Genomic DNA, 25,205 nt, shown 5'->3' on the forward strand with positions numbered 1-25,205 from the left:
CCCCGGGGCGGTCGTGGCCGTACAGTCGATAGCCGGACGGCTGTGCACGAATCCGACACGACGACCGACTCGACGACAGGGAGACGACGTGGGGACCGTAACGATCGGTGTGTCGATCGCGGTCCCGGAGCCTCACGGCAGCGAGCTCCAGGAGCTGCGCGCGGGCTTCGGCGACGCCGCGGCGCGTTGCATTCCCACGCACGTCACTCTGCTGCCGCCGACGGAGGTGGACTCCGTCGAGGTGCCCGAGATCGAGGCGCACCTCGTCGCCGTCGCGGCGGCCGGGCGCCCCTTCCCGATGCGGCTGGCCGGCACGGGCACGTTCCGTCCGCTGTCGCCCGTGGTGTACGTGAAGGTCGCCGAGGGCGCCGAGGAGTGCGCCTGGCTGCAGCGGCAGGTCCGGGACCCCTCCGGGCCGGTGGCGCGCGAACTGATGTTCCCGTACCACCCGCATGTCACGGTGGCGCACGGCATCGACGAGCCGGCGATGGACCGGGCCTACGAGGAACTGGCGGACTACGGGGCCGAGTGGCCCTGCACCGGCTTCGCGCTGTACGAGCAGGGCCCGGACGGCGTCTGGCGCAAGCTGCGGGAGTTCCCCTTCGGCAGCGCGGTCGTACCGCCGCAGGCAGCCGCCCCGGCCGAGAACGCCACCCTGCCGACCCTCTGAACACCCCCTGCCGACCCCCTCGGGGATGCCCGCCCTGGAGCCGGGCGGGATCCTAGAGGGGCAGTCGCCGGAACAGCGGTCGCGGAAGGTGCCGCAGGACGGCCATGACCAGGCGCAGGACGCCGGGGACCCACACCACCTCCGACCGTCTGCGCAGCCCCAGCTCGATCGCCGTGGCGACCTCCTCCGGCGTGGTGGCGAGCCGCTCCGGCTCCCGGGCCGCACCGGCGCGCGTGCGGACGTGCCCGGGGCGGACGACCATGACGTGCGCGCCCGTGCCGTACAGGGCGTCGCCCAGGCCCTGCGCGAACACGTCGAGCCCCGCCTTGCTGGAGCCGTACAGGAAGTCCCGGCGGCGGGCGCGTTCCCCGGCGGCCGACGACAGCACCACCAGCGAGCCGTGCCCCTGCGCCTGGAGCGCCCGCGCGCACACCAGCCCCGCCGTGACCGCGCCGGTGTAGTTGATCCGGGCGAGGCGCGCCGCTGCCGCCGGGTCGTCCTCGTCGGTCGCCTGGTCGCCGAGCACGCCGAACGCGAGCAGCACCAGGTCGATCCCTCCCTCCGCGAACACCTTGCCGAGCGCCGTCTCGTGCGCCTCCGGGTCCAGGGCGTCGAAGGCGACGGTACGGGTGTCGGCGCCGAGGCCCCGCAGGTGCTCGGCGGCGGCCTCCAGGGCGGGGGAGGGGCGCCCCGCCAGCCATACGGCACGGGTGCGACGGGCGACCAGGCGGCGGGCGGTGGCGAGGGCGATCTCCGACGTGCCGCCCAGGATCAGCAGGGACTGGGGCAGGCGGTGGGCGTCCTTCGCGGCAGACATGCCCGTGACCGTATCGTGATGAAACGGGCATAACCTCTCAATGTCTCTCCACCTGTGCGGCTCCTCACTGAAATGGGCGATGCGGGGAAGCCGGATACGGACCGGAGCACCGGGAGGCATCGGAGCGCCGGAGTGCGGGAGTACCTGGGTACGGACCGGGTTCACGAGGGGCGGGCGGGATCATGGACTGGCTGAAGAGGCTCCCCGGCATCGGACCGCTGGTCACACGCCTCATGGCCACGCACGCCTGGCGCTCGTACGAGCGCCTGGACCGCGTGAAGTGGACCCGGCTCGCCGCCGCGATGACGTTCGTCAGCTTCGTGGCGCTCTTCCCGCTGCTCACCGTCGCCGCCGCGATCGGCGCCGCCACGCTCAGCCAGGCCCAGCAGAACACGCTGCAGAAGAAGGTCGCCGAGCAGTTCCCGGGCATCTCCGGCCAGCTCGACATCCACGGCCTGGTGCAGAACGCCGGTACCGTCGGCGTGATCGCCGGGGCCGTGCTGCTGTTCACCGGCATCGGCTGGGTGGGCCAGATGCGGGACTGCCTGCGCGCGGTGTGGGAGCTGCCGGACGACACCGCGAACCCCGTGGTGCGCACCCTCAAGGACGGCCTGGTGCTGGTCGGCCTCGGGGGCGCGGTCGTCGTCACCCTCGCCACGTCGACCGTCGCCACCGCCCTGGTCGACTGGATGGCCGGCGAACTCGGCCTCGACCGGAACGGCTGGGGCAGTGTCCTGCTGCGGATCGCCGCGTTCGCCGTCTCCGTCCTCGCCGACTTCCTGGTCCTGCTCTACGTCCTCACCCTGCTGCCCGGGGTGGAGCCGGGGCGGCGCCGGCTGCTCGTCGCCGTCCTGATCGGCGCGGTCGGCTTCGAACTGCTCAAGCTGCTGCTCAGCGGCTACATCCAGGGCGTCGCCGGGAAGAACATGTACGGCGCCTTCGGGGTGCCGGTCGCGCTGCTGCTGTGGATCAACTTCACCTCCAAGCTCGTGCTGTTCTGCGCCGCCTGGACGGCGACGCGGAGCAAGGAGGCGGAAGCGGCGGCGGAAGCGGCGGCGGAAGAGGAAGCGGACGAGGAAGCGGACGAGGTCAGGGACGCGTCCGGGGACGTACCAGGTCGGGCAGCGGCCAGCGGCGGTTCACCAGGAACGCCCCCGCGCCCAGCAGCACCAGAAGGCCGGCCGTGAGGGCGAGCGCCACGCCGACCCCGCTGGAGCCGCCCTGCCGCACCGAGGCGGCCACCGGCTTGCCGGACCGTTCGGCGGCCGCGGGTGACGGCGTCGCGCCGGCCCCGGCGCCCACCGCCGCGTTCTTCGGCGCCACCAGCTCACCCACCGGCGTCACCTTGCCGGCCGCGGTGAAGCCCCAGTCGAGCAGCCGGGCGGCCTCCTTGTAGACCTCGTTGTGCTCGTGCTTCTCCGGGTGCATGACCGTGACCAGCAGCACCCTGCCGTTCCGCTCCGCGACCCCGGTGAAGGTCGCGCCCGCGTTGGTGGTGTTGCCGTTCTTCACGCCGGCGATGCCCCGGTACGGGGTCACGTCGTAGTCGCCGGCCAGCAGCCGGTTGGTGTTCTGGATCGTGGCCCCGCCGGGAAGCGTGGCCCGCACCGTCGAGCAGTAGTCGCGGAAGTCCTTCTTCTGCAGACCGGAGCGGGCGATCAGGGTGAGGTCGTACGCGGACGAGACCTGCCCCTGGGCGTCGTAGCCGTCGGGGCTGACGACGTGCGTGTCGAGGGCCTGGAGCTCCTCGGCGTGCGCCTGCATGTCCCTGACGGTCTGCGGGACGCCGCCGTTCATGGCGGCGAGCGCGTGGACGGCGTCGTTTCCGGACCGCAGGAAGACCCCGAGCCACAGATCATGGACCGTGTACGTCGATCCGACCTTCACGGGGACGGTGCTCGACCCGGTGCCCATGCCGGCCAGATCGGAGGGGAGCACCCTGTGTGTCTCGCTCGCCGGGAACTTCGGCAGCACGGTGTCCGCGAACAGCATCTTCAGGGTGCTCGCCGGAGGCAGCCGCCAGTGCGCGTTGTGGGCGGCGAGAACGTCACCGGACTCGGCGTCGGCGACGATCCAGGACCGCGCGGTGACGTCCTTCGGCAGCACCGGCGCACCGCTGCCGAGGTTCGCCTGGCTGCCGGGCCTGCCGAGCCGTTCGCCGCCGACGGTCGACATCACGGCCGGAGGGGTGGCCGAGGGCGACGCCGCCGGGGTCCTCGGGGCCGCGAACGCGGTCGCGGGCGCGGCGAGCGAGAGGGACAGCGCGACGGCGGAGGCGACCGGCAGGCGGCGCCCGGCGATCTTCTTGGAGGTGGACACGACCGCGAAGGTACCGGCCGTGGACCGGGAAGTCCCGCCGGGTACCGGCCGTTGCCGCGCACCCCCGGGCGAGCCGCCGCCCGTGACCCGCGATACTGGCCGTATGAAGCTCAGCCGCCCCATCTCCTGGTTCCTGCTCGCCTTCGGGGTGTGGAGCTGGGTCATCTGGATCACTTTCGTCAAGAACCTCTGGAAGGACGGCAGCGGACTCGCGTTCGACGACGCGGGGAATCCGACGGCGTACTTCTGGGTGCATCTGACGCTCGCCGTCGTCTCCTTTGTCCTTGGGACTGCCATCGGCGTCATTGGGTTGCGCGGACTGCGCGCGCTGCGGCGAACGTCATAGCGGCGGACGGGGAAACACGGCGGCCGTCGTCTTCGCGCCGGTCGCCCTCGTCGCCCTCGTCGTCCTGGCCGCGCTCGTCGCCCTGCACTGGTACGCGTGGCGCCGGCCGGTGCGTGACACGACCCGGGGGGCCGGGCCTCGCCCGGCGCACCGGCACGGCGGTGCCAGGGGGAGTTGGTGCGGCCGCTGGTGCGGCGTCTGGTGGAGCGCGGAGCGCGGGCGGAGGAGACGGCCCCCGTACCCGTACCGGACCGCACGACGCGGTCAGGCACCACGTGGACCTCCGGCCACACCCATGGCGGCCGGCTCCGGCCGGGCACCTTCGTCGCAGCCGCCGCCGACCCCACGGTCGCCGGACTGGACCGCTACGGCGACACCCAGCTGTACGTGTCCCGGGGTGCGGGAGCCTGGGGCCCGCCGACGCGGGTGGGCGCCCCGTCGGACATCATGGTCATCGAACCGGCCCTCCCGCCAGGCCTGAAGAGCCGGCTGAAATCTGATGGAAACAACCCCCTGGGTAAGTTCTCTCTCATCTCCCCAAACCACTCTTCCCCGCAGGCGAAACGCTGTGGTTAGGTGATCCTCGCCACAGGGGAGTGGTATGCGCTGAGGGCCTGGGAGGGGCGCCGATGCGATCGGTTCGCATGCGGATTCTCGCGGTTGTGCTGGTACTGGCGGGCGTGGGAGTGGGCGGGTGGCAGATGCTGCCGGCCAAGGAGAACACCAACAGGACCATCACGGTCGGGACGACGGACGCCGTCACGTCGCTCGATCCGGCGGGTGCCTATGACGCCGGATCCTGGGCCTTGTTCAGCAGTGTTTTCCAGTCACTGCTGACCTTCGAGCCCAACGGCGTCCAACCGGTGCCGGACGCCGCCCGGAGCTGCGACTTCGTGGGGAGCGACCTGAAGACGTACCGCTGTACGCTGCGCGACGACGTGACGTTCCCCAGCGGGCGCGCCATGACCGCCGAAGACGTCAAGTACTCCTTCGACCGGGTCAAGCGCATCAACTCCGACGTCGGCCCGGCGACCCTGCTCGACACCCTCGGCTCGGTCGACGCCAACGGGCTGACCGTCACCTTCCATCTGTCGACGCCCGATGCGACCTTCCCGTTCAAGGTGGCCACCGGCGCGGGTTCCATCGTCGACCGCACCGAGTACCCGCGGGACAAGCTGCGTTCCGACGACGGCGTCGACGGGACCGGGCCCTACACCCTGACGTCGTACGCGAAGGGCAAGAAGGCCGTCCTCGTCCCGAACAAGCACTACAGGGGCGACGTCAAGGCCACGGGCCGGCCCATCGAGCTGCGGTACTACGCCGACCCCGGCGCGCTGGAGGGGGCGTGGAAGGCCAGGGACGTCGACGTGGCCACCCGTCAGCTGCCGCCCTCCGTGCTCGCCGCCCTCTCACCGAGCGACCCCGCCCAGCGCGTCAGCGAGGCCGACGGCGCGGAGATCCGCAACCTCGTCCTCAACACCTCCGCGGGCTCGCCCCTGCACGACCGCCGTGTCCGCCAGGCCATCGCCGCGGTCGTCGACCGCGAGGAACTGGTCGACAAGGTGTACGAGGGAACGACGGACCCGCTGTACTCGCTGATCCCGGCGGGCATCACCGGGCACACCACCTCGTTCTTCGACGACTACCCCAAGCCCGACGCCAGGAAGGCCCGCGCCCTGCTCGCCGCCGCCGGCGTGCGCGCGCCCGTCCACTTCACCTACGGCTATGCGCAGGGCCGGGGCGCCGCCGCCGAGGAGGCCGCCGACCTCAAGCGGCAACTGGAGGCGACCGGGCTGTTCCAGGTCGACGTCAAGGGCTACGAGTGGACCGACTTCCAGAAGCGGTACGCGAGCGGCAAGCTCGACGCGTACGCCATCGGCTGGGTCGCCGACTTCCCGGACCCGGACACCTTCACGGCCCCGCTCGTCGGCACCGGCAACAGCATGAAGAACGGCTACAGCGACAAGCGGGTCGACGGTCTGATCCTGGACAGCCAGCGCTACTCCGACCGCAGCCGGACCGCCGACGACTTCCAGCGCATCCAGCAGATCGTGGCGCAGGACGTGCCGCTGATCCCGCTGTGGCAGCGCAAGGAATACGTGGTCAGCAGCGCGGACGTCGGCGGCGGCCAGTATCTGTCGGACGGCACGGGCGTCTTCCGCCTCTGGCGGCTGAGCTGGATCTGAGGGGCCGTCAGGAACATGATGGGTGAGGCGCCCCCGGCTGATGCGCTCGGAGGCGCCTCGGGCATGATGACCGGGCTCATTTTCATCATGTCGTATCTTCGTGGGGTTCCGTGGATTCCCCGAACCGGTCCCAGGAGCAGTCCTTGAGCCAGCAGCCGCAGCAGCCCGGTCCGTACGGCTACGGATACCCGAACCAGCCCCCGGGCCCGCCGTCCGGATACCCGCAGTACGGGTATCCGCAGTACGGCTACGCGCCTGGCGCCGTGCCGCCCGGGATGTACACCGGCGACCCCAACGCCCCGTACGGCTACGACCCCTACGGCCGCCCGTACTCGGAGAAGTCGAAGATCGTGGCCGGTGTGCTGCAGTTCGTCCTCGGCACCTTCGGCGTGGGGCGCTTCTACACCGGCCATGTCGGGCTCGGCCTGGCCCAGTTGTTCACCTGCGGCGGCCTGGGGATCTGGGCGCTGATCGACGGCATCATCCTGCTGACGGGCGGCAACCAGACCGACTCCCAGGGCCGTGTCCTGCGTGGCTGAGGCACGGATGTCCCCGCTCTCCGTACTGCGCCACCCCGCGGCGGCGCCCTTGGCGGTGCTCGCCGCCGGGGCGGCCGGGGCCGGCTATCTGTACGTCACCGATCCGCACGAGCCCGGGCACATCCTGCCCCAGTGCCCGTTCCGGCTCCTCACGGGTCTGCTCTGCCCCGCCTGCGGCGGCACCCGTATGGTCTACGACCTGATGCACGGTCACGTCACCGAGGCATGGCTGGACAACAGGGCACTGCTGCTCGCCTCGCCGTACGCGCTGGCGTTGCTGGGCCGCTGGACGGTCGAGGGGCTGCGCGGCCGTCGCTGGCAACCGCGGCTGAGCACACGAGGGCAGGTGCTGGTGCTGGGGCTGGCGGTGGCGTGGACGGTGCTCCGGAACCTCTTTCAGTAGCCGTGAGCAGGCGGGGAGTTGAGTGACTGTGGCCTGATCCGGCTGCCGGCTGTCCGGATTTGATCACGGAACAGGAACGATTGATCACACCCTCTCCCGTCCTTGCGCTCTCTTTACCTAGGCTCCCCATTCGCAGGGGGGACGACGACAGAAGATCTCCGACCGGGTCCCGGTATCGGATCTCTCATCCATCTTCGTGGCGGGATTCCTCCTGGCCTCATTTCGGAGTCCACCATTCCGGTTCTCCGTGATCCGCTACGGCACTTCCAGGAGCACTTCCATGACCGTCCCCACCCCCGAGGCCCCCTACGGTGTCGACCCGCTGGGCCGCCCGTACTCCGACAAGTCCAAGATCGTCGCGGGTATCCTGCAGATCTTCCTGGGCGGCCTCGGCATCGGCCGCTTCTACGTCGGCTCCGTCGGCGTGGGCATCGCCCAGCTCTTCACCTGCGGCGGCCTCGGCATCTGGTCGCTGATCGACGGCATCCTGTTCCTGACGAGCAACGACCGCACGGACAAGCAGGGGCGGGTGCTGCGGGGCTGAGTGGCGGGGCCCCACCGGCGCTTCTGCCGGCGGCCGGCCACCGGTGGCCCGGATGGCGCTCCATGATCTCGTCGGCGATGGCCGCGAGGCCGACCGGCTCTTCGTGGCCGAAGGGCTGCTCGACGGATGCTGCGGACCTCAGGTGCCTCCCGCGGGCCGGCGTCGAGAGCATCACCGCAGGCCGGGCGACGCCCGTGCGTCCTTGCGAGCCGTATTCACCCCATGGTGCGGCATATGCCCGAGGGCCCCGTATCCAGCGGAAACGGGGCCCTCGGTGACGTACGGCGAAGGACGGACGTCAGAGGCGGCGGGTGATCAGTGCCCGCTTCACCTCCTGGATGGCCTTCGTGACCTCGATGCCGCGCGGGCACGCGTCCGTGCAGTTGAACGTCGTACGGCAGCGCCACACGCCGTCCTTGTCGTTGAGGATCTCCAGCCGCTGCTCGCCGGCCTCGTCACGCGAGTCGAAGATGAAGCGGTGCGCGTTGACGATGGCCGCCGGGCCGAAGTACTGGCCGTCGTTCCAGAACACCGGGCAGGAGGACGTGCAGGCCGCGCACAGGATGCACTTCGTCGTGTCGTCGAAGCGCGCCCGGTCCTCGGCCGACTGCAGACGCTCGCGCGTCGGCTCGTTCGTCTCCTTGGTGATCAGGAACGGCATCACGTCCCGGTACGCCTGGAAGAACGGCTCCATGTCCACGACCAGGTCCTTCAGGACCGTCAGGCCCTTTATGGGCTCGATCGTGATCGGCTTCCCGGGGTTGATGTCCTTGATCAGCGTCTTGCACGCCAGGCGGTTCTTGCCGTTGATCCGCATGGCGTCCGAGCCGCAGATGCCGTGTGCGCAGGAACGGCGGAAGGTCAGCGACCCGTCCAGGTCCCACTTGATCTTGTGCAGACCGTCGAGGACGCGTTCCTTGGGGTCGATCTCCAGATGGAAGTCCTGCCACGTCGCTTCGGAGGAGACCTCCGGGTTGTAGCGGCGGACGCGGAAGGTGACCGTGATGTACGGGGACGCCGCCGAGCCCGAAGCGCTCGCCTCGGCCTTGTCCAGAACAGGGGTAGCCATCAGTACTTACGCTCCATCGGCTGGTAGCGGGTCTGGACGACCGGCTTGTAGTCGAGACGGATGGACTCGGTGCCGTCGTCGCCCACCTCGCGGTACGCCATGGTGTGGCGCATGAAGTTGACGTCGTCGCGGTTCGGGTAGTCCTCGCGGTAGTGACCGCCGCGGGACTCCTTGCGGGCCAGCGCGGAGACCGCCATGACCTCGGCCAGGTCGAGCAGGTTGCCCAGCTCGATCGCCTCCAGCAGGTCCGTGTTGAACCGCTTGCCCTTGTCCTGGATCGCCACGTTCTTGTAGCGCTCCCTCAGCTCGGCGATCTTCTCCACCGCCGTCTTGATCGTCTGCTCCGTGCGGAACACCATGACGTTCGCGTCCATGGTCTCCTGCAGCTCTCGGCGCAGGTCGGCCACGCGCTCGTTGCCCGTGGAGTCACGCAGCCGCTCGATCTGGGCGACGACGAACGCCTCCGGGTTCTCGGGCAGCTCCACGAAGTCCGCCGTCCGGGAGTACTCGGCGGCGGCGATGCCCGCGCGGCGGCCGAACACGTTGATGTCCAGCAGCGAGTTCGTACCGAGGCGGTTGGCGCCGTGCACCGACACACAGGCGACCTCGCCGGCCGCGTACAGGCCCGGGATGACCGTGGTGTTGTCCGCGAGGACCTCGCCCTGGACGTTCGTCGGGATGCCGCCCATCGCGTAGTGCGCGGTCGGCTGGATCGGGATCGGGTCCGTGTACGGCTCGATGCCGAGGTACGTACGCGCGAACTCGGTGATGTCGGGCAGCTTGGCGTCGAGCTGCTCCCGCGGCAGGTGGGTGAGGTCCAGGAAGACGTGGTCGCCCTCGGGACCGCAGCCGCGGCCCTCGCGGATCTCCGTGTAGATCGAGCGGGAGACGACGTCACGGGAGGCGAGGTCCTTCATGACCGGCGCGTACTTCTCCATGAAGCGCTCGCCGTCCTTGTTGCGGAGGATGCCGCCCTCACCGCGCGCACCCTCGGTCAGGAGGATGCCCATGCGCCAGATGCCGGTCGGGTGGAACTGGAAGAACTCCATGTCCTCCAGCGGGATGCCGCGCCGGTACACCGCCGCCTGGCCGTCACCGGTCAGCGTGTGCGCGTTCGACGTCACCTTGAAGAACTTGCCGCAGCCGCCGGAGGCGTAGATCACGGCCTTGGCCTGGAAGATGTGGATCTCGCCGGTCGCCAGCTCGTACGCCACCACGCCGGCCGAGCGCTTGACGCCGTCGACCTCGGTGATCAGCTGGTCCAGGACGTAGAACTCGTTGAAGAAATCCACGCCCTCCTTCACGCAGTTCTGGTACAGCGTCTGGAGGATCATGTGGCCGGTGCGGTCGGCCGCGTAGCAGGAGCGGCGGACCGGGGCCTCGCCGTGGTTGCGGGAGTGACCGCCGAAGCGGCGCTGGTCGATGGTGCCGTTCGGGGTGCGGTTGAACGGCAGGCCCATCTTCTCCAGGTCGAGGACGGAGTCGATGGCCTCCTTCGCCAGGATCTCGGCGGCGTCCTGGTCGACCAGGTAGTCACCGCCCTTGACCGTGTCGAAGGTGTGCCACTCCCAGTTGTCCTCCTCCACGTTCGCCAGCGCGGCGGCCATGCCGCCCTGCGCGGCGCCCGTGTGGGAGCGGGTGGGGTAGAGCTTGGTCAGCACGGCCGTGCGGCTGCGCTTCGTCGACTCGATCGCGGCGCGCATGCCCGCGCCACCGGCGCCGACGATGACGGTGTCGTACTTGTGGATCTTCATGATTCTCGCAGCCCCGTGCCTAGCGGATGTTCGGGTCGAAGGTGAAGATCACCAGCGTGCCCAGCAGGATGGTCCACACCGTGGCGGTGTACAGCAGGGCCTTCAGCCACATGCGGGAGGCCGGCCGCTCGGCGTAGTCGTTGATGACCGTGCGCAGGCCGTTGGCGCCGTGCAGCATCGCGAGCCACAGCATCAGCAGGTCCCAGACCTGCCACCAGGGCGACGCCCAGCGGCCCGCCACGAAGGCGAAACCGATCTTGGAGACACCGCCGTCCAGGACGAGCTGGATGAGCAGGTGGCCGATGACCAGGACGACCAGGACGATGCCGGACAGGCGCATGAACAGCCAGCCGTACATCTCGAAGTTGCCGCGGGTCGACCTCGGGGTCTTCTTCGTCCGCTTGCGGGGCGGCTCGATGACCGGCGCCGGGTTGTCGACGTCGTACAGCGGGGCACCCTCGACGGGGCCGATGCCGGAAGTGGTGGTTTCAGTGGTGGACATGCGCGTCAGCTCCCGAAGAGTTCACGAGCGGCGTGGCCGAGGACGGGGTAGATCGCCCCGAGCATCAGCACGACCCAGACTCCGACGACGGTCCAGAGCATCTGCTTCTGGTAGCGCGGGCCCTTCGACCAGAAGTCGACCGCGATGACGCGGAGGCCGTTGAGCGCGTGGAAGAGGATGGCGGCGACGAGGCCGTACTCCAGGCACGCGACGATCGGCGTCTTGTACGTGGCCACGACCTTGTCGTAGGCCTCGGGGGAGACACGGACGAGTGCGGTGTCCAGCACGTGAACGAACAGGAAGAAGAAGATGAGGACGCCGGTGACTCGGTGAGCCACCCAGGACCACATTCCTTCCCGTCCGCGGTACAGCGTTCCAGCCGGCACGGAAGAACCCTCCGGGAGCGGGGACTAGGGCCGCGCCGGCTTTGGTGTCGGTCGGGCCCGGCCGGGTACGGTCCACCGGCCCCCAGCATCGTAGCGACGGTTGCCTGCGGCGCTTACGGGGGGCCTGCCGGTGTGATCAATCCGGCACTCAAATGAGCACGGGCGGCTCATCGAAACCGCACGATGTCACCGCCCCGCACCCCTTAGAGGGGCGCGAAGTCCCGCACCAGGCGTGCCAGCCTCCCCTTCGCCAGGCGGCGCAGTTCCTCTGCCGTGACCAGGCGCTCCTCCTCCGGATCGTTGGCCAATCGTGACCGGATGCCTGCCAGGAGCTGGTCGAGCAGCTCCTCGGGAGTCGCGCCGTCCAGGCAGATGACGAAGACATGACCGAATTTGGCCTCGTATGCCGCGTGCGCCGCGCTCAGGGCGGTGTGGGCGGCGGAGTACGCGCCGTCGGGAAGCGGGGCCAGGGATTCCCCGGCCAGGGCCTCGGCGAGGTCCCCGGGAGTGAGGTCGTACGTCGCCTCGTCGGCCGCGGCGAGCAGGGAACCCAGGTCCGGGTAGGGGCGGTGCTCGGCGACCCGGTGGGCCCAGCGCAGGCTGCGGCAGCAGGTGAGCAGGGCGCGCCGGACGTCGTCGGCGGGTGCGCGGTTGAACCGCTCCAGGCCCGTGGCGGCCTCGGTGCGGTGTTGCGCCGGGAGGGCGGTGTGGCCGGGGAGGTGAGGGAGACGGTGCGCTGGCAGCGTGGGTCCTCGGCGGCTGGCGTGACGGCTTGTGCGCCTCACGTGCGGGTCGGCAGGGGATCGTGTGAGAAATGCGCCGCCACGTTATCGACGGCGGCCGGGTCGGCGTCCAGTCGCTGCCCTGATTTCACCCGGATGGGAGAGTTTCGAGGCCTTTCGTGGACACGTCGGTCGGAGGGAGGTCTTAGCTTCGGAAAGGAACGGTAAGGGGGCAGCGTGTGGAGGTGAGTCTCGTGCGGTCGAAGGTCGGGCGAATATCGATACGCAGGTGCTTGCAGAGGGGCGCGGTGCGGCCGGGCCCCGGTGGCGCGACGGATGTGGCCCGGTGACCGGCCACAGGCGGGTCCCCGAGGGGAAGACGCACAGCCGGCGCTCCGGGTTGCTGCTGGCGAGTGCCGGGATGGTGGTGGCGGGTGGTGTGGCCGCGGCCGTGACGCTGTGGCCCACCGGTGGCGGCGCGCCGAACGGGGCCGGGGCCCCCGTGGGCACGCCGGCGGCGCCCACCGACCCCGCCCCCTCCCGCTCCTCCCTGTCGCGGCCGCCCCGTACCATCCCCGCCGTCAGCCGGTTCACCGCCGCGCGGGGCCCGGGCTGGCGGCCGGCGTCCGGCCACCGGGTGGTCGTCGACAACCCTCAGCTCGCCGACGAGGGCCGGCTGCTCGCCGGGGAGCTGGGGATGGCGTACGGCGGTCGGACCGGCGCCCGGACCGGTGACGTGGAGCTGGGGCTGGCCGGCAGCGGCAATCAGGAGTCGTACACCCTGACCGTCGCCCACGGGAAGGTGAAGATCACCGGGCCCGGCGAGGCGGGCGTCTTCTACGGCACGCGCACCCTCAAGCAGGAAGTGCACGGCGGCGGCACCGCGCCGGAGGGCGTCGTGAACGACGCGCCCGCCAAGCCGCGGCGCGGGTTCATGCTCGACATCGCCCGCAAGTACTACACGGCCGGCTGGATCGAGGACCGCATACGCGAGCTGGGCGACCTGAAGTACAACGAACTGGGGCTGCACTTCTCCGACGACCAGGGCTTCCGCATCGAGTCCTCCTCGCACCCGGAGATCGTCTCCAAGCAGCACCTCAGCAAGGCCGAGGTGAAGAAGATCGTCGCTCTCGCGGCGAGCCGGCACATCACCGTGGTGCCGGAGATCGACTCCCCGGGCCACCTGGGTGCCGTGATCGCCGCCCACCCCGACATCCAGCTGCGCAACGCCTCCGGGGTCGCCACGCGCGGCGCTGTCGACATCTCCAAGCCCGCGGCGGCGAAGATCGTCGACGATCTGCTGGACGAGTTCTCGGGTGTGTTCCCCGGGCCCTACTGGCACCTCGGCGGCGACGAGTACCTGGCGCTGATGGCGCGCAACCCGGCCGCGTCCTATCCGCAGCTGGCCGCCGCCGCGCGGGCCCGGTTCGGTCCGAAGGCGGGCGTCGCCGACCTCGCGACCGGCTGGCTGAACGACCGCGCGAAGGTGATGCGCGGGCACGGCAGGACCCTGCGCGCCTGGAACGACGGCTTCTACCGGGCGAGCTCCGTGCAGCCGGCTGGGGACCTCCAGGCCGCGTACTGGACCGGCAAGGAGCTGGGTGCCCGGCCGCCGACCGACTACCTGCGCGCGGGGCGCAAGGTGATCAACTACAACGACGAGTACCTCTACTACGTGCTCGGCCAGCCGCAGACCTTCGTCTACCCCACCGGTCGGCGGATCTACGAGCAGTGGACCCCGCGCGTGCTGCGGGGCACCACGGCGGTGCCCGCGCGGTACGACGGGCAGATCCTCGGCGGCGTCTTCGCCGTCTGGGGCGATCGTCCGACCGCCCAGACACAGGACCAGGTGGCGGCCGGGATCCGGATGCCGCTGCGGGCGACGGCGCAGAAGCTGTGGGACGCGCGCACCCCGTCGCTGCCCTGGACGCAGTTCGAGGCGCTGGCGGGCCGGCTCGGCTGACACGCCCCGGGCCAGGTGGCTGAAAACGCTCTCCTCGAACGCCTTGGACTCTCTCCGTAGTGCGGCTGTGACACTCCCGGTCTGTCGCACGCAGTAAGGGGAGATGCGGGCTCCGTACAGATGAGGCGCCCCGACGAGGCGTTTCGAGGAGGCTTGATGAGCCTGGTGGACCTGATCGCACGGGCCGACGAGCGGGCACTCGCGGCGAGCGGACTGGCTTGTTTGGATCGGTGTGTCCCGCTCCTCGGAGGCGACGACGAGGTCCTGCGGCCACTGTGGTCGAGCCTCGTCGAAGGGCGCGACTGGGAGCAGCGGCTCGCCAAGGCCCGCACCGAACTGGCGCCCGAACAGACCTCCGAGCCGGACGCCGGGTGCGCCTCGGAGGCCGAGGCGGCACGGCTCGCCCGCCGCATGCTCGAGGCGGTACCGGCCGAGCCGTCTCCCGACGCCCTGCGCCGGTGGGCCGACGCCTGCTCGGTGGCCGCGCTGCAGATCCACCGGCTGCTGGAGCCCGCCGACGACGACGCCCCGGTCGCGGACCGCCGCGAGGGCCGTACGGACGGCATGCCGCCGCTCGTCGCCGCCGAACTTCGGCGCCAGGTCGCCGTGCTGGAGCTGGTCACGGGCCACGGCGTGAGCGGACTGCGCCGGGCCCTGGACCTGTCGACCGAGGGGCGCCGGGTGCTGCGGGCCGTGGTGTCCCGGCGGGCACGGGGCCGTTCGTAGCCGCCCGGGACCCGCTCGCGGGGGCGCTCTCGCGCAAACCCCTTCCGGTGCAAGGATCCTGTGACCGTCCTGTGGTGTGGTGGGGCGGTCCTGCGCCGGTGTCGGGGACCCTCTCCGGACGGCGTGACGCGACGGCGGCGGAGCGCGCTCTTCCGGGTGTGAACGCAACTGAGGTGACCAGGCCCCACGCCGCCGCCAAGCCCGTTCGCTGGGCCGCCGATGCCGTCGCGACCATGCGCGAGGGCGCCCGGCTGCGGCTCGACTACTCGGCGCAGAGCCTGTGGCGGGTGGACCGGACGATCGAGGAGATAAGCCATCAGGGGGCGCCGTTCGCCGCCGTGGAGGCCCTGCTGCGCCAGTTCGGGGCCTACGCGGGCGAGGTGGTGATCCGGCTGACCGGCGGCGAGTGGTGGACGTCGGGGGGCGACCACTGGGTGCGCACACCCGACGGACGCCTGTGGGACCCCATCGACGAGGCCCGCCGTTGCTACCACGGGGACGGCTCGCTGCGACTGCTGTGCCGGGACGCGGCGAGCGGGGCGGCGTGACGTCCGGTCACGGGACCGGAGCGAGAGCCGACCGCGCCGACCGTGACTCCCCGGGAGCCGGAGGGCTCCCGGGGCTGCGCCGAGCGGCATGTACGCGCGGGAGGACGCGGTCGGCTCGCGGCTGCCCACGTCACGCGTGTCAACGTCCGCGAGCGGCTGCGCCGGACCGCTGCCCGAGGCGTCGCCGACTGCCGCATCTGATGGGCTGTGACACTTCTGCGACACCTGACGCTGTGGATCGTGGGGTGTTGCAACGAACCCGCCGCGAACTCGGTATGGGGCGAGGACAGTATTGGGTCAGGGAGGGCAGCCGCGTCGCGTACAGGCGAACGACGCGGAACTGGGCGCGGCGGTCGCGCGGGCCCAGCAGGGGGAGGAAGCAGCCTTCGCGGTCGCGTACCGGATCGTGCAGCCGGGCCTGCTCGGCTATCTGCGCGGCATCGTCGGCGACGAGGCCGAGGACGTGGCGTCGGACGCCTGGCTGGAGATCGCCCGGGACCTCGGGCGGTTCAAGGGGGACGGCGCCGGTTTCCGCGGCTGGACGGCGACCATCGCCCGGCACCGGGCGCTCGACCATCTGCGCCGCCAGCGGGTACGGCCCCGGTCGGCGGAGCTCGAACAGGACGTACTGGAACTGCCCAGCCCGCACAGCACCCATGACCAGGCTCTGGAGTCCCTCTCGACCGAGCGGGCGCTGGCCCTGGTCCGCGAACTCCCGCGGGACCAGGCCGAGGCCGTGCTGCTGCGCGTCGTCGTCGGGCTGGACGCCTCCACCGCTGCCCGCGTCCTCGGCAAGCGACCCGGCGCGGTGCGCACCGCCGCGCACCGGGGCCTGAAATGGCTCGCCCGCCGACTGGGCCTCGACGGCGCGGCGGACGAAGGTGTGACGGATGAGACCTCCCGGACGCTGGGGGAGTCGAAGTGAACGACGGCGGCGCAACGGCCGGGCAGACCTAGCAGGAACGGAAGCGGACATGGGTGAACAGCTGGACGGCGGCGGACTATCCGGCCGTCGGCGTGTGCACCCCGGTGGAGCCGTGGCCGGTCCCTGGGGCATCGGTGACGGCTCCGCGCTGGAGTCGGCACTGGCCGCGGCCATACGCGTGGCCGACATCGACCCCGTGGCCGAGCAGCGGGCCGTGGCCGCGTTCCGGGCCGCCCGTGACGCGGGCACGCACACGGCGCGCACCCGGCGCCGGGACGACTGGCGGGTCGAAGAGAGGCGGCGCACCGGGCGCCCGCTGCGGGCGACGCTCGCCGTGGCGTTCGCGAGCCTGACCCTGGGTGGTGTCGCGGTCGCGGCGATCGGTTCCGCGGGCTCGTCGGCGGACGGCACCGGGGACGGCCGGGGCGCTGCCCACCCGTCGGCGGATGCCCCCGGCCGGGCGGGCGATGTTCCCTCCGCGGCGGCCTCCACCGGCCCGGGGCGGCCGGACCACCCGGCCGCCGCCCAGGACACCGAGGCCCACTGCCGCGACTACGAGCAGGTCAAGAGCCGCGGCAGGGCGCTGGACGCCACTGCCTGGCAGCGGCTGGTCGCGGCCGCGGGCGGAGAACGGAAGGTCGACGCGTACTGCTCCCGGCAACTGGCGAGGGCGACGGCGCAGAGCACACCGGGCAACGACGGCACGCCGGGAGCCGCCGGCGGGAACGCCGGCAGGGGCTCCGGAAACGCAGGCAACAGCCAAAACGGCGACAACGCCCACAAGTCCACTCATTCCGGGGCCGGTACGGGTGACGGCACGGGCGGTGCGTCCGGCGACGGGCAGGGAAGCGGCGGCCACAGGCCGGGCGGAAAGAGCAAGTAACGAAGAGACACGCGACGGGGTCCGAGCGCGGGCGGCATCCCCGCCGATCCCGTCTCCGGGAGAACCGGTCATCCCGGTGAGGCGCCGTCACCGATGCCGTGGGTGTGCCGCGAAGCAACGGCCGGGGCCGCCACCCCCCACAGGAGAGGCCCCGGCCGTCGCGCGGTACGGGCCGCGCGGCGGCCCGTCACTCTCTACAGCGCCGTGGATGCGTTTTCTGTCACACCTCACCGCGTCACGGCTTGGTTGCAGGTCGTACGGGCGTGGACGCGGAGCGGTTTCACGCCGTAACGTGCCTTTCGCGCCGACCACGACGATCAGCAATATCGGGTGATGCAAACCGCCGCAGACCACGAGTGGCCTGAAGACCACAGGCAACGACGAGGAACACGACAGCGAGAACGCGGCCGCGTGCGGCGGGGCCGGGTCAGGCGCACAGAGGGGCAGTTCGGGTGCTGGGGGACGACGCGGAGCTGACGGCCGCGGTGCTTGCGGCACAGGACGGAGACGAGAACGCTTTCCGGACCGTGTACCGCGCGGTGCACCCGCGGCTGCTCGGATACGTGCGGACGCTGGTCGGAGACCCGGACGCGGAGGACGTCACCTCGGAGGCGTGGCTGCAGATCGCCCGTGACCTGGGCCGGTTCAGCGGGGACGCCGACCGGTTCCGCGGCTGGGCGGCCCGAATCGCCCGCAACCGCGCCCTGGACCACATACGGATGCGCGGCCGCCGCCCGGCGATCGGCGGCGACGAGACGGAACTGACCGGGAAGCCCGCCGAGTCGGACACCGCCGGTGAGGCCATGGAGGCCCTGGCCACCGACCGCACGCTCTCCCTCATCGCCCAGCTTCCGCAGGACCAGGCGGAGGCGGTGGTGCTGCGGGTGGTCGTGGGTCTCGACGCCAAGACCGCCGCCGAGACCCTCGGCAAGCGCCCCGGAGCCGTCCGTACGGCGGCGCACCGCGGCCTGAAGCGGCTCGCGGAGCTGCTCGACGTGCGCCCGGAGGCGGATCCGGAATCGGCTGGCGCGCTCGGCGCCATGCCTCCCCAGCGAGCTGCGCACAGACGTGCGGTGTCGTCCGCCGTTGTGACGCATGCGCGTTCGCGGACGCAGAAGGACATGTGATGGCCGACGAGCAGGACAGGTGGCTGGACAGGGACGCGGCGGAGCGTCTGCTGCGTGGAGAGCCCCCCGCCGCCGTCGACGCCGCCGCGCGTGCCCGCGCCGAACGGCTCGCCGAAGCCCTTTCCGCTCTCGCCGCCACACCCTCTGCGACCAGCGAGGAACTCCCGGGCGAGGAGGCTGCGGTGGCCGCGTTCCGGGCCGCCGGCATGGCCCGGGACGACAACGAAGCGGCGCTCCGCCCGCCGTTCGCGGCCCGGTCCGCCGACGCCGGTCTGGTTCGTCTCGGCCGTCCCGCAGCGGGCGGCCGGCGTGCCCGCCGGTGGCGCACGGTGCGCCTCGGGCTGGCCGCCACGGTGGCCGCCGGCATGATCGGCGGAGTCGCGGTGGCGGCCGGAACCGGAGTGCTGCCGACACCGTTCCGCGATGAGCCGGCCCCCGCCGCGTCCGTGTCTCCGGTGCTGACGTCCCCTCAGCCGTCGGTCACCGAGACGCCCGGCACGGCAGGAACCGGAAGCCTCTCCTCCCCGCGGCCGGGTGTCACGTCCGGCGCGCCCGGGCAGGGAGGCGCGCACGACGAGGCAGGCGAGGGCTCCACCGGGACCGACCGGCCCGGCGACACCGGGGACCGGACCGCGGGCCGGACCAACGACCGGTGGACCGAGATGCGCTCGTCCTGCCGTGACATGGCCCGAGGCAAGGCCCTCGGCACCGAGCGGCTGCGCGTCCTGACGGACGCGGCGGGCGGCGGCGGCCGGGTGAAGGCGTACTGCAAGGGCGTTCTGGGCGGCGGCGACGAGGGTTCCGGCCGGCACGGCGGGGGCCGTGGCGGGAACGGCAACGGCAACGGCGGGAACGGCAACGGCGGGAACGGCGCCGGCGGGAATGGCAACGGCGGGAACGGCAACGGCGGCGGGAACGGCAACGGCGGTGGCGGTGGCGGCGAGGGAGGCGGTGACGGTGAGGGCCACATAGCGCCGGTCCTCACTCCGCCGCCCGCCCCCCGCGGCCTGGTCCGGTCGGTGCCGACGCGCACGGGTTTCCCGAGCCCGACGTACAGCGCGCTGGGCTCCGCCGAGAACTACTGAGCCGTCGACGGCCCCGCTGACCTGCGGTTCCGCTGCGCCGGAAAAATTCTTCGCCGGAGGTGTGACACTTTCGGTGGCCGGGGCGCAGTAGTGAGTGAGCCGACTGGTCATCGGCCGTCGCATGGAGCCGGGGTTCCCCCCGTACCCACGGCTCGTGCATCGGCGCGGGCGGGACACGTTCCCCCGGTCCCGCCCGCGCCCCACATCTGTCCGGGCCCGGTCGTCTACCAGTGGACGACGACCTCGTCCCCGACGCGCACCTGCGCGAACAGCGCCGCGATCGCCGTCTCGTCCCGGACGTTCACACATCCGTGGGAGCCCCCGGCGTAGCCGCGCGCCGCGAAGTCGTACGAGTAGTGCACCGCCTGACCGCCGCTGAAGAACATCGCGTACGGCATCGGCGAGTGATAGAGCGTGGACACGTGGTCGCGTGACTTCCAGTAGACGTGGAACACACCCTCGCGAGTGGGGGTGGACTCCGTGCCGAACCGCACGGCCATCGTGGACAGCGTCCGTCCGTCCACCATCCAGCGCAGTGTCCGGCTCGTCTTGCTGATGCACAGCACCCGGCCCGTCCTACAGCGCGGGTCCGGTGCCGCCGCCGACTGCCCGCCCATCAGGTACAGCTCCCAGGTGCCGGGCTCATGCGTCATGGCCAGCAAGCGCTGCCAGGTGGCCGAATCCACCTCACCCGTCCGGGGCAGCCCGCGCTTGCCCTGGAAGCCCCTGACGGCGTTCTCGGTCAGGTCGTCGTACGTCCCCGTCGGACCGTCGAACAGCCAGTCGACCTGGCGCAGCCGGGCCTGCAGCTCCCGCACCCCGCGGCCCGAGTCGCCGCGCCGCCACAGGGCGGCGGGGGAGGCCTTCGGGACGGGCGCGGAGGCGCCCGGCGCGCCGTCCCCGGAGCCGGTGTGCCCGGTGCCGGACGGGGTGCGCGGGACCTCGACGTGCACCGGTGAGCGGTTCCCGCCGTCCCCGCCGCCCGCGTCCCCCGGCTGCGCCGTGCAGCCGGCGGCCGCCAGGAGCACGGCGGCCCCGGCGACGAGCGACTTCCCCATGCCCCTGGTACGCATACCCGCCCCCGCCCCCGCCGTCGCACCGGACACCTCTGTCCGATCGCATCTCCTCGGATGTTCCCCGCGCGTGACCGCGGACGAACCACGGGGCATGGTTGTGAGCAAGGTCCCAGCGTGCGGCATTCCACCGCGCGCACGGCCGCCGCTACAGTCCGTCGCGAGGGACGTCTGTACTGGCGAGTAACGAAGCCAGGCCATCAAGCCGAGTACGAAGCAACGAAGCAACGCGGAGGCACACACCATGGCGCGCGAGTCGGAGTCCGGACTGCCCATCGAGCCGGTGTACGGGCCGGGTGCCCGCGAGGGCTGGGATCCGGTCGAGAAGCTGGGCGAGCCGGGGGCGTACCCCTTCACGCGCGGCGTGTACCCGACGATGTACACCGGCCGTCCGTGGACGATGCGCCAGTACGCCGGCTTCGGCACGGCGACGGAGTCGAACGCCCGGTACAAGCAGCTGATCGCCAACGGCACGATGGGCCTGTCGGTCGCCTTCGACCTGCCCACCCAGATGGGCCACGACTCCGACGCCCCGATCGCCCACGGCGAGGTCGGCAAGGTGGGTGTGGCGATCGACTCGGTCGACGACATGCGGGTGCTGTTCGGCGGGATCCCGCTGGACAAGGTGTCCACGTCGATGACGATCAACGCCCCGGCCGCTCTCCTCCTGCTCCTGTACCAACTGGTGGCGGAGGAGCAGGGTGTGCCGGCCGGCCGGCTGACCGGCACGATCCAGAACGACGTCCTGAAGGAGTACATCGCGCGCGGGACGTACATCTTCCCGCCCAAGCCGTCCCTGCGGCTGATCGCGGACATCTTCAAGTACTGCAAGGCCGAGATCCCGAAGTGGAACACGATCTCGATCTCCGGCTACCACATGGCGGAGGCGGGCGCGTCCCCCGCGCAGGAGATCGCGTTCACCCTCGCGGACGGCATCGAGTACGTGCGCACGGCGGTCGCGGCGGGGATGGACGTGGACGACTTCGCGCCGCGCCTGTCGTTCTTCTTCGTGGCCCGGACGACGATCCTGGAGGAGGTCGCCAAGTTCCGCGCGGCCCGCCGGATCTGGGCGCGCGTGATGAAGGAGGAGTTCGGGGCGAAGAACCCCAAGTCGATGATGCTGCGCTTCCACACCCAGACGGCCGGGGTGCAGCTGACGGCGCAGCAGCCCGAGGTGAACCTGGTGCGGGTGGCGGTGCAGGGCCTGGCGGCGGTGCTGGGCGGCACCCAGTCGCTGCACACCAACTCCTTCGACGAGGCGATCGCGCTGCCGACCGACAAGAGTGCGCGCCTGGCGCTGCGCACCCAGCAGGTGCTGGCCTACGAGACGGACGTGACGGCCACGGTCGACCCCTTCGCGGGCTCCTACGTCATCGAGACGATGACGGACGAGGTGGAGGCGGCGGCGCTGGAGCTGATGCAGAAGGTGGAGGACCTCGGCGGCGCCGTCTCCGCGATCGAGCGCGGCTTCCAGAAGAACGAGATCGAGCGCAATGCCTACCGCATCGCCCAGGAGACCGACTCCGGCGAGCGGGTCGTGGTCGGTGTCAACCGCTTCCAGCTCGACGAGGAGGAGCCGTACGAGCCGCTGCGCGTCGACCCCGCGATCGAGGCCCAGCAGGCCGAGCGCCTGGCCAGGCTGCGCGCGGAACGCGACCAGCCGGCGGTCGACGCGGCCCTGAAGGAGTTGAAGAAGGCGGCGGAGGGCACGGACAACGTCCTCTACCCGATGAAGGAGGCGCTGAAGGCCCGCGCGACGGTCGGCGAGGTGTGCAACGCGCTGCGCGAGGTGTGGGGGACCTACGTGCCGTCGGACGTCTTCTGATCTTCGTACCGGCGGGGTGGAGTGTCGTACCCCCGTGCCACACTCCTTGACATGTTCGGCGTCATCGATCTCCCCACGTACCTGGCGGGACTCGTCCTCATCGTCCTGCTCCCCGGCCCCAACTCCCTGTACGTGCTGTCCGTCGCCGCCCGGCGCGGAGTGCGGGCCGGGTACACGGCCGCGGCGGGCGTGTGGTGCGGGGACACCGTGCTGATGACGCTGTCGGCCGCCGGGGTGGCCTCGCTGCTCCAGGCGAACGCCCTGCTGTTCGGCATCGTGAAGTACGCCGGCGCCGGGTATCTCAGCTGGCTGGCGGTGGGAATGCTGCGGGCCGCCGTGGGGATGTGGCGCACGCGGCGGGAGAGGGCCGTCGAGGATGCCGCGGTCGCCGCCCCGGCCGCGCCCGCCGAGGAGCGGCCCTACCGCCGTGCCCTCGTCGTCAGCCTGTTCAACCCGAAGGCGATCCTGTTCTTCGTCGCCTTCTTCGTACAGTTCGTGTCAGAATCCAACCCGGTCGTGGGCTTCGTGACTCTGGGCGTACTCGCCCAGTTTGCAAGCGTGTTGTACCTGTCCGCGCTCATCTTCGGCGGGTCTCGTCTGGCTGCTGCGTTCCGTCGTCGGAGGAGGCTCAGCGCAGGGGCTACCTCGGCCGCCGGACTACTCTTCCTCGGCTTCGCCGTCAAGCTGTCTCTGGCAAGCGTGTAGGGGGCTGGCATGTCTCACCTTGACGATGCTGCGGCCGTGTTCGCCCGCATGAGCCCCCAGGAGCAGCAGCGGGCGCTAGAGCCCTGGGCTTGCCTGAGAGGCTCCGGAAGGAGCCCCAGGAGCCTGCCGTCACCCCGTTCGCGACTCTGGGCAGTAGGCCGAGTAGGCGGAAGCGGCAGCCGATCACCGTGACGGTGCTCAGAGGGTGATACCGGCCCGCTTGGCCAACTTGGTCAGCCGCTCGTTACTTCGCTTGTGCTTGGACACGAGTGCTCGGGTCAGTTCCACGCTCGTCGGGTGGACCGCTGCCATCTCGGGAACGACTCCCGCCCCCACCCGCGCAAGGTGGGGGCTTTCGTCATGCGCGGGGCCGTCCTACGTTACGAGAGCGGGCACGTGAGGTCGGGGTGGTGACGGTTCGGGCAGCACACCAGGTTGAGCGAGACGATATTGCCCGGCCGGTTGTAGTACACCCAGCTCACGTCCACGCCGACCGGCAGGACATCCAGCACGTATTCGCGTCTCGTGTGCAGGCTCGCGTACGCCTGACGCCCGTCCTCGCGCTGCATCGGAGGGTTGTCAAGAAAGTGCTTGACCATCCAGTCGAGAGCCGCTGTGGCGTCCGTCCAGGTGCGCTCATGGGCCGCCTGGTTCCGCTTCATCAGCCAGTGCCCGGACATCATGGGCGGCAGGTTCGAGGTCGGGAACTCGGCCATCACTTCGCGGTACCGCTGAAGGATGCGGATGGCCACCTTGTCCTCGTCCGAGGAGGGAGGAGCAGGGGGGGGCAGGATGCGGAGGCCGCCGGTCGCCTTCCAGGTGGTAGCTGTCGGGCGATCCGATCCACGGGCCGTAGCCGTGGAAGTGTCCTGTCCGGCTCATGCGCGCCTTCCAAGAGGGGAGGGCGGGCCGCCCTGATGCGCGTAGGACGACCCGCCGGGGATGAGAGGTGTAGCAGGGTCAGGCGGTGAGGCCGCGGTTCTTCACCCAGCCGAGGGCGAAGTCGTCGAGCTCGGCTGGGGTGAACCGCAGCTCCTTGCCGGCGCCCTCGGGCTTGGAGTCGCGGACAACGTACGAGTCGGTGGTGCCGGGGATCGCGGCGAAGTCGACGCAGCCCTCGGTGCAGGGGCCTCCGCAGAAGTTCGTCGTCTCGACGCCGTCCGCCGGCAGGGTGTAGAGGTTGCCGTCCATCGGGTAGTCCTTCCTGGTGCAACGTTGCGGAGATGCGGTCTCCGCGCCGTAGTGCACTTGCCGACCCACCCCGGCCCGGCCTTCCTGTTCCTGGCCGGGGTGGGCGCTTGGCTCCGCCCCCGAGGGGCGTTGGCCGTGGGGGAACGACCGGGGAGTCACCTCGGGGACGGATGTTCAGGTGGTCAGTTGCCAGTAGGCCGCCATGATCAACGCGGACGCCGCGATCATGAGCCCTTGGAGAAGCCATTGGCGCCAGCCGAGCGGACGTTTGTGCTTCCCTCTGGACCGGCGAGGATTCCGACCGCGAGAGCGGCCATGAGTCCGAGAAGGGCAATCACGTAAATCACCTGCTGTGCCTTGGGGCTCATGCTGCACCCGTCCCGCTCCTCTGGGTGTAGATCCACAGGAGTCGGCGCGTCAGGTCGGCGACCTGGCGCATGAAGAAGTAGGCCGTGAAGGTGGGGGCCTCCGCGCTGGGGCGGTTCTTCAGGTCGAGCAGCGAATACGCCTTGCGGAATTGCTGCATGACCAGCTCGTCGTCTGCGCCCAGTTCCTCACCGAGAAGCAATTGCAGGTGCCCGATCAAGGCCGGTGTCTTGGCGTCGATGTCGGTGCGGGTCGAGGTGCCGAGCCTCGCCGAGAGGGCGGCGTCGGCGCTGTCCCGGATCAGCTCGACGTCGATCGGTACGCCGTCCTCGGTCGACGCTGTCACTTCGAATCTGCTCGTCTCGGTCTTCACGGCGTGTCCCTCGCTGACTGACGGCGGTTTCACCGGAGGGAGACCAGCGTTCCGCGCGAAAGGCGTGCGGACCACGGCGTTCATGGGCCTGTGTTGGGACATCTCTGGGACATGGGACAGGCGGCATGGTTGGGCACGGCAAGATCCCGGGAAGGGGG

27 protein-coding genes and 1 pseudogene are annotated in these 25,205 nt (G+C 71.0%); 17 read left to right on the forward strand and 11 right to left on the reverse strand.

The features are described 5' to 3' along the window. Positions 1-88: 88 nt before the first annotated feature. Complete coding sequence (locus AC5WS8_RS16695; protein WP_496104166.1) at positions 89-670, forward strand: 2'-5' RNA ligase family protein; 582 nt, start codon at positions 89-91, stop codon at positions 668-670. Between the two features lie 52 nt (positions 671-722). Here the strand turns inward: AC5WS8_RS16695 and dprE2 are convergent, their stop codons facing one another. Then, a complete protein-coding gene (gene dprE2, locus AC5WS8_RS16700; RefSeq protein WP_496104167.1) occupies positions 723-1,487 on the reverse strand; it encodes a decaprenylphospho-beta-D-erythro-pentofuranosid-2-ulose 2-reductase in 765 nt (254 codons plus the stop codon). A gap of 182 nt (positions 1,488-1,669) precedes the next feature. On the opposite strand from dprE2, the gene AC5WS8_RS16705 reads away from it, so the two are divergent. Continuing rightward, complete coding sequence (locus AC5WS8_RS16705) at positions 1,670-2,674, forward strand: YihY/virulence factor BrkB family protein (protein WP_496104168.1); 1,005 nt, start codon at positions 1,670-1,672, stop codon at positions 2,672-2,674. On the opposite strand, the gene AC5WS8_RS16710 is transcribed toward AC5WS8_RS16705, so the two are convergent. Further along, entirely contained in the window at positions 2,577-3,806 is a 1,230-nt protein-coding gene (locus tag AC5WS8_RS16710) for a D-alanyl-D-alanine carboxypeptidase family protein (protein ID WP_496104169.1), read from the reverse strand. The genes AC5WS8_RS16705 and AC5WS8_RS16710 overlap by 98 nt on opposite strands. Positions 3,807-3,909: 103 nt before the next feature. Here AC5WS8_RS16710 and AC5WS8_RS16715 point away from each other — a divergent pair, with 103 nt between their 5' ends. The 6 genes and pseudogenes from AC5WS8_RS16715 to AC5WS8_RS16740 all read left to right on the forward strand — a co-directional run bounded on the left by AC5WS8_RS16715 (position 3,910) and on the right by AC5WS8_RS16740 (position 7,824). Beyond that, positions 3,910-4,152, forward strand: a complete 243-nt coding sequence (locus AC5WS8_RS16715) for an SCO4848 family membrane protein (RefSeq protein WP_388571337.1) — start codon at positions 3,910-3,912, stop codon at positions 4,150-4,152. 279 nt (positions 4,153-4,431) lie between these two features. Next, positions 4,432-4,617: pseudogene (locus AC5WS8_RS16720) on the forward strand (metallophosphoesterase); the annotation flags it as partial. Positions 4,618-4,781: 164 nt separating this feature from the next. After that, positions 4,782-6,338, forward strand: coding sequence for an ABC transporter substrate-binding protein (locus AC5WS8_RS16725; RefSeq protein ID WP_496104170.1), 1,557 nt, complete (start codon positions 4,782-4,784; stop codon positions 6,336-6,338). A 143-nt stretch (positions 6,339-6,481) separates the two neighbouring features. After that, a complete protein-coding gene (locus AC5WS8_RS16730; protein WP_496104171.1) occupies positions 6,482-6,877 on the forward strand; it encodes a TM2 domain-containing protein in 396 nt (131 codons plus the stop codon). Positions 6,878-6,884: 7 nt separating this feature from the next. After that, positions 6,885-7,280 (forward strand): DUF2752 domain-containing protein, encoded by a 396-nt coding sequence (locus tag AC5WS8_RS16735; protein ID WP_496104234.1) that lies wholly within the window; start codon positions 6,885-6,887, stop codon positions 7,278-7,280. 280 nt (positions 7,281-7,560) lie between these two features. Then, positions 7,561-7,824 carry a TM2 domain-containing protein gene (locus AC5WS8_RS16740; protein WP_496104172.1) on the forward strand — a complete coding sequence of 88 codons (264 nt, stop codon included), beginning with the start codon at positions 7,561-7,563 and terminating at the stop codon, positions 7,822-7,824. Between the two features lie 298 nt (positions 7,825-8,122). On the opposite strand, the gene AC5WS8_RS16745 is transcribed toward AC5WS8_RS16740, so the two are convergent. The 5 genes from AC5WS8_RS16745 to AC5WS8_RS16765 all read right to left on the reverse strand — a co-directional run bounded on the left by AC5WS8_RS16745 (position 8,123) and on the right by AC5WS8_RS16765 (position 12,320). Then, a complete protein-coding gene (locus AC5WS8_RS16745; RefSeq protein WP_496104173.1) occupies positions 8,123-8,893 on the reverse strand; it encodes a succinate dehydrogenase iron-sulfur subunit in 771 nt (256 codons plus the stop codon). Continuing rightward, positions 8,893-10,647 carry a succinate dehydrogenase flavoprotein subunit gene (gene sdhA / locus AC5WS8_RS16750; protein ID WP_496104174.1) on the reverse strand — a complete coding sequence of 585 codons (1,755 nt, stop codon included), beginning with the start codon at positions 10,645-10,647 and terminating at the stop codon, positions 8,893-8,895. Before sdhA ends, AC5WS8_RS16745 begins: the two co-directional genes overlap by 1 nt. 19 nt (positions 10,648-10,666) lie before the next feature. Then, entirely contained in the window at positions 10,667-11,149 is a 483-nt protein-coding gene (locus tag AC5WS8_RS16755; RefSeq protein WP_496104175.1) for a succinate dehydrogenase hydrophobic membrane anchor subunit, read from the reverse strand. A gap of 5 nt (positions 11,150-11,154) precedes the next feature. After that, positions 11,155-11,535, reverse strand: coding sequence for a succinate dehydrogenase, cytochrome b556 subunit (gene sdhC / locus AC5WS8_RS16760; protein WP_388571324.1), 381 nt, complete (start codon positions 11,533-11,535; stop codon positions 11,155-11,157). Positions 11,536-11,738: 203 nt separating this feature from the next. Further along, a complete protein-coding gene (locus AC5WS8_RS16765) occupies positions 11,739-12,320 on the reverse strand; it encodes a 2-oxo-4-hydroxy-4-carboxy-5-ureidoimidazoline decarboxylase (protein ID WP_496104176.1) in 582 nt (193 codons plus the stop codon). A gap of 358 nt (positions 12,321-12,678) precedes the next feature. On the opposite strand from AC5WS8_RS16765, the gene AC5WS8_RS16770 reads away from it, so the two are divergent. The 7 genes from AC5WS8_RS16770 (at position 12,679) to AC5WS8_RS16800 (ending at position 19,514) form a co-directional block, all read left to right on the forward strand. After that, complete coding sequence (locus AC5WS8_RS16770; RefSeq protein ID WP_496104235.1) at positions 12,679-14,220, forward strand: beta-N-acetylhexosaminidase; 1,542 nt, start codon at positions 12,679-12,681, stop codon at positions 14,218-14,220. A 156-nt stretch (positions 14,221-14,376) separates the two neighbouring features. After that, positions 14,377-14,946, forward strand: a complete 570-nt coding sequence (locus AC5WS8_RS16775) for a hypothetical protein (protein ID WP_496104177.1) — start codon at positions 14,377-14,379, stop codon at positions 14,944-14,946. 233 nt (positions 14,947-15,179) lie between these two features. Continuing rightward, positions 15,180-15,494: a hypothetical protein gene (locus AC5WS8_RS16780; RefSeq protein WP_496104236.1), complete on the forward strand. Its 315-nt coding sequence runs from the start codon at positions 15,180-15,182 to the stop codon at positions 15,492-15,494. 292 nt (positions 15,495-15,786) lie between these two features. After that, positions 15,787-16,419 carry an RNA polymerase sigma factor gene (locus AC5WS8_RS16785; protein WP_496104178.1) on the forward strand — a complete coding sequence of 211 codons (633 nt, stop codon included), beginning with the start codon at positions 15,787-15,789 and terminating at the stop codon, positions 16,417-16,419. A gap of 49 nt (positions 16,420-16,468) precedes the next feature. Next, a complete protein-coding gene (locus tag AC5WS8_RS16790; protein WP_496104179.1) occupies positions 16,469-17,302 on the forward strand; it encodes a hypothetical protein in 834 nt (277 codons plus the stop codon). 452 nt (positions 17,303-17,754) lie between these two features. Continuing rightward, entirely contained in the window at positions 17,755-18,429 is a 675-nt protein-coding gene (locus tag AC5WS8_RS16795; protein WP_496104180.1) for an RNA polymerase sigma factor, read from the forward strand. Beyond that, a complete protein-coding gene (locus tag AC5WS8_RS16800; protein WP_496104181.1) occupies positions 18,429-19,514 on the forward strand; it encodes a hypothetical protein in 1,086 nt (361 codons plus the stop codon). Before AC5WS8_RS16795 ends, AC5WS8_RS16800 begins: the two co-directional genes overlap by 1 nt. 224 nt (positions 19,515-19,738) lie before the next feature. Here the strand turns inward: AC5WS8_RS16800 and AC5WS8_RS16805 are convergent, their stop codons facing one another. After that, the gene (locus tag AC5WS8_RS16805; RefSeq protein WP_496104182.1) at positions 19,739-20,587 is read right to left on the reverse strand and encodes a L,D-transpeptidase family protein; all 849 of its coding nucleotides are present in this window, start codon (positions 20,585-20,587) and stop codon (positions 19,739-19,741) included. Between the two features lie 244 nt (positions 20,588-20,831). On the opposite strand from AC5WS8_RS16805, the gene AC5WS8_RS16810 reads away from it, so the two are divergent. Next, positions 20,832-22,412, forward strand: coding sequence for an acyl-CoA mutase large subunit family protein (locus AC5WS8_RS16810; RefSeq protein WP_496104183.1), 1,581 nt, complete (start codon positions 20,832-20,834; stop codon positions 22,410-22,412). Between the two features lie 51 nt (positions 22,413-22,463). Continuing rightward, entirely contained in the window at positions 22,464-23,117 is a 654-nt protein-coding gene (gene leuE / locus AC5WS8_RS16815; protein ID WP_496104184.1) for a leucine efflux protein LeuE, read from the forward strand. A gap of 380 nt (positions 23,118-23,497) precedes the next feature. Here the strand turns inward: leuE and AC5WS8_RS16820 are convergent, their stop codons facing one another. The 3 genes from AC5WS8_RS16820 to AC5WS8_RS16830 form a co-directional block, all read right to left on the reverse strand. Next, entirely contained in the window at positions 23,498-23,869 is a 372-nt protein-coding gene (locus AC5WS8_RS16820) for a hypothetical protein (protein ID WP_496104185.1), read from the reverse strand. A gap of 208 nt (positions 23,870-24,077) precedes the next feature. Further along, positions 24,078-24,308 (reverse strand): DUF397 domain-containing protein, encoded by a 231-nt coding sequence (locus AC5WS8_RS16825; RefSeq protein ID WP_496104186.1) that lies wholly within the window; start codon positions 24,306-24,308, stop codon positions 24,078-24,080. A 364-nt stretch (positions 24,309-24,672) separates the two neighbouring features. Continuing rightward, complete coding sequence (locus AC5WS8_RS16830; RefSeq protein ID WP_496104187.1) at positions 24,673-25,131, reverse strand: hypothetical protein; 459 nt, start codon at positions 25,129-25,131, stop codon at positions 24,673-24,675. Positions 25,132-25,205: the final 74 nt, after the last annotated feature.

It is taken from the genome of Streptomyces sp. PTL18 (assembly GCF_059510295.1).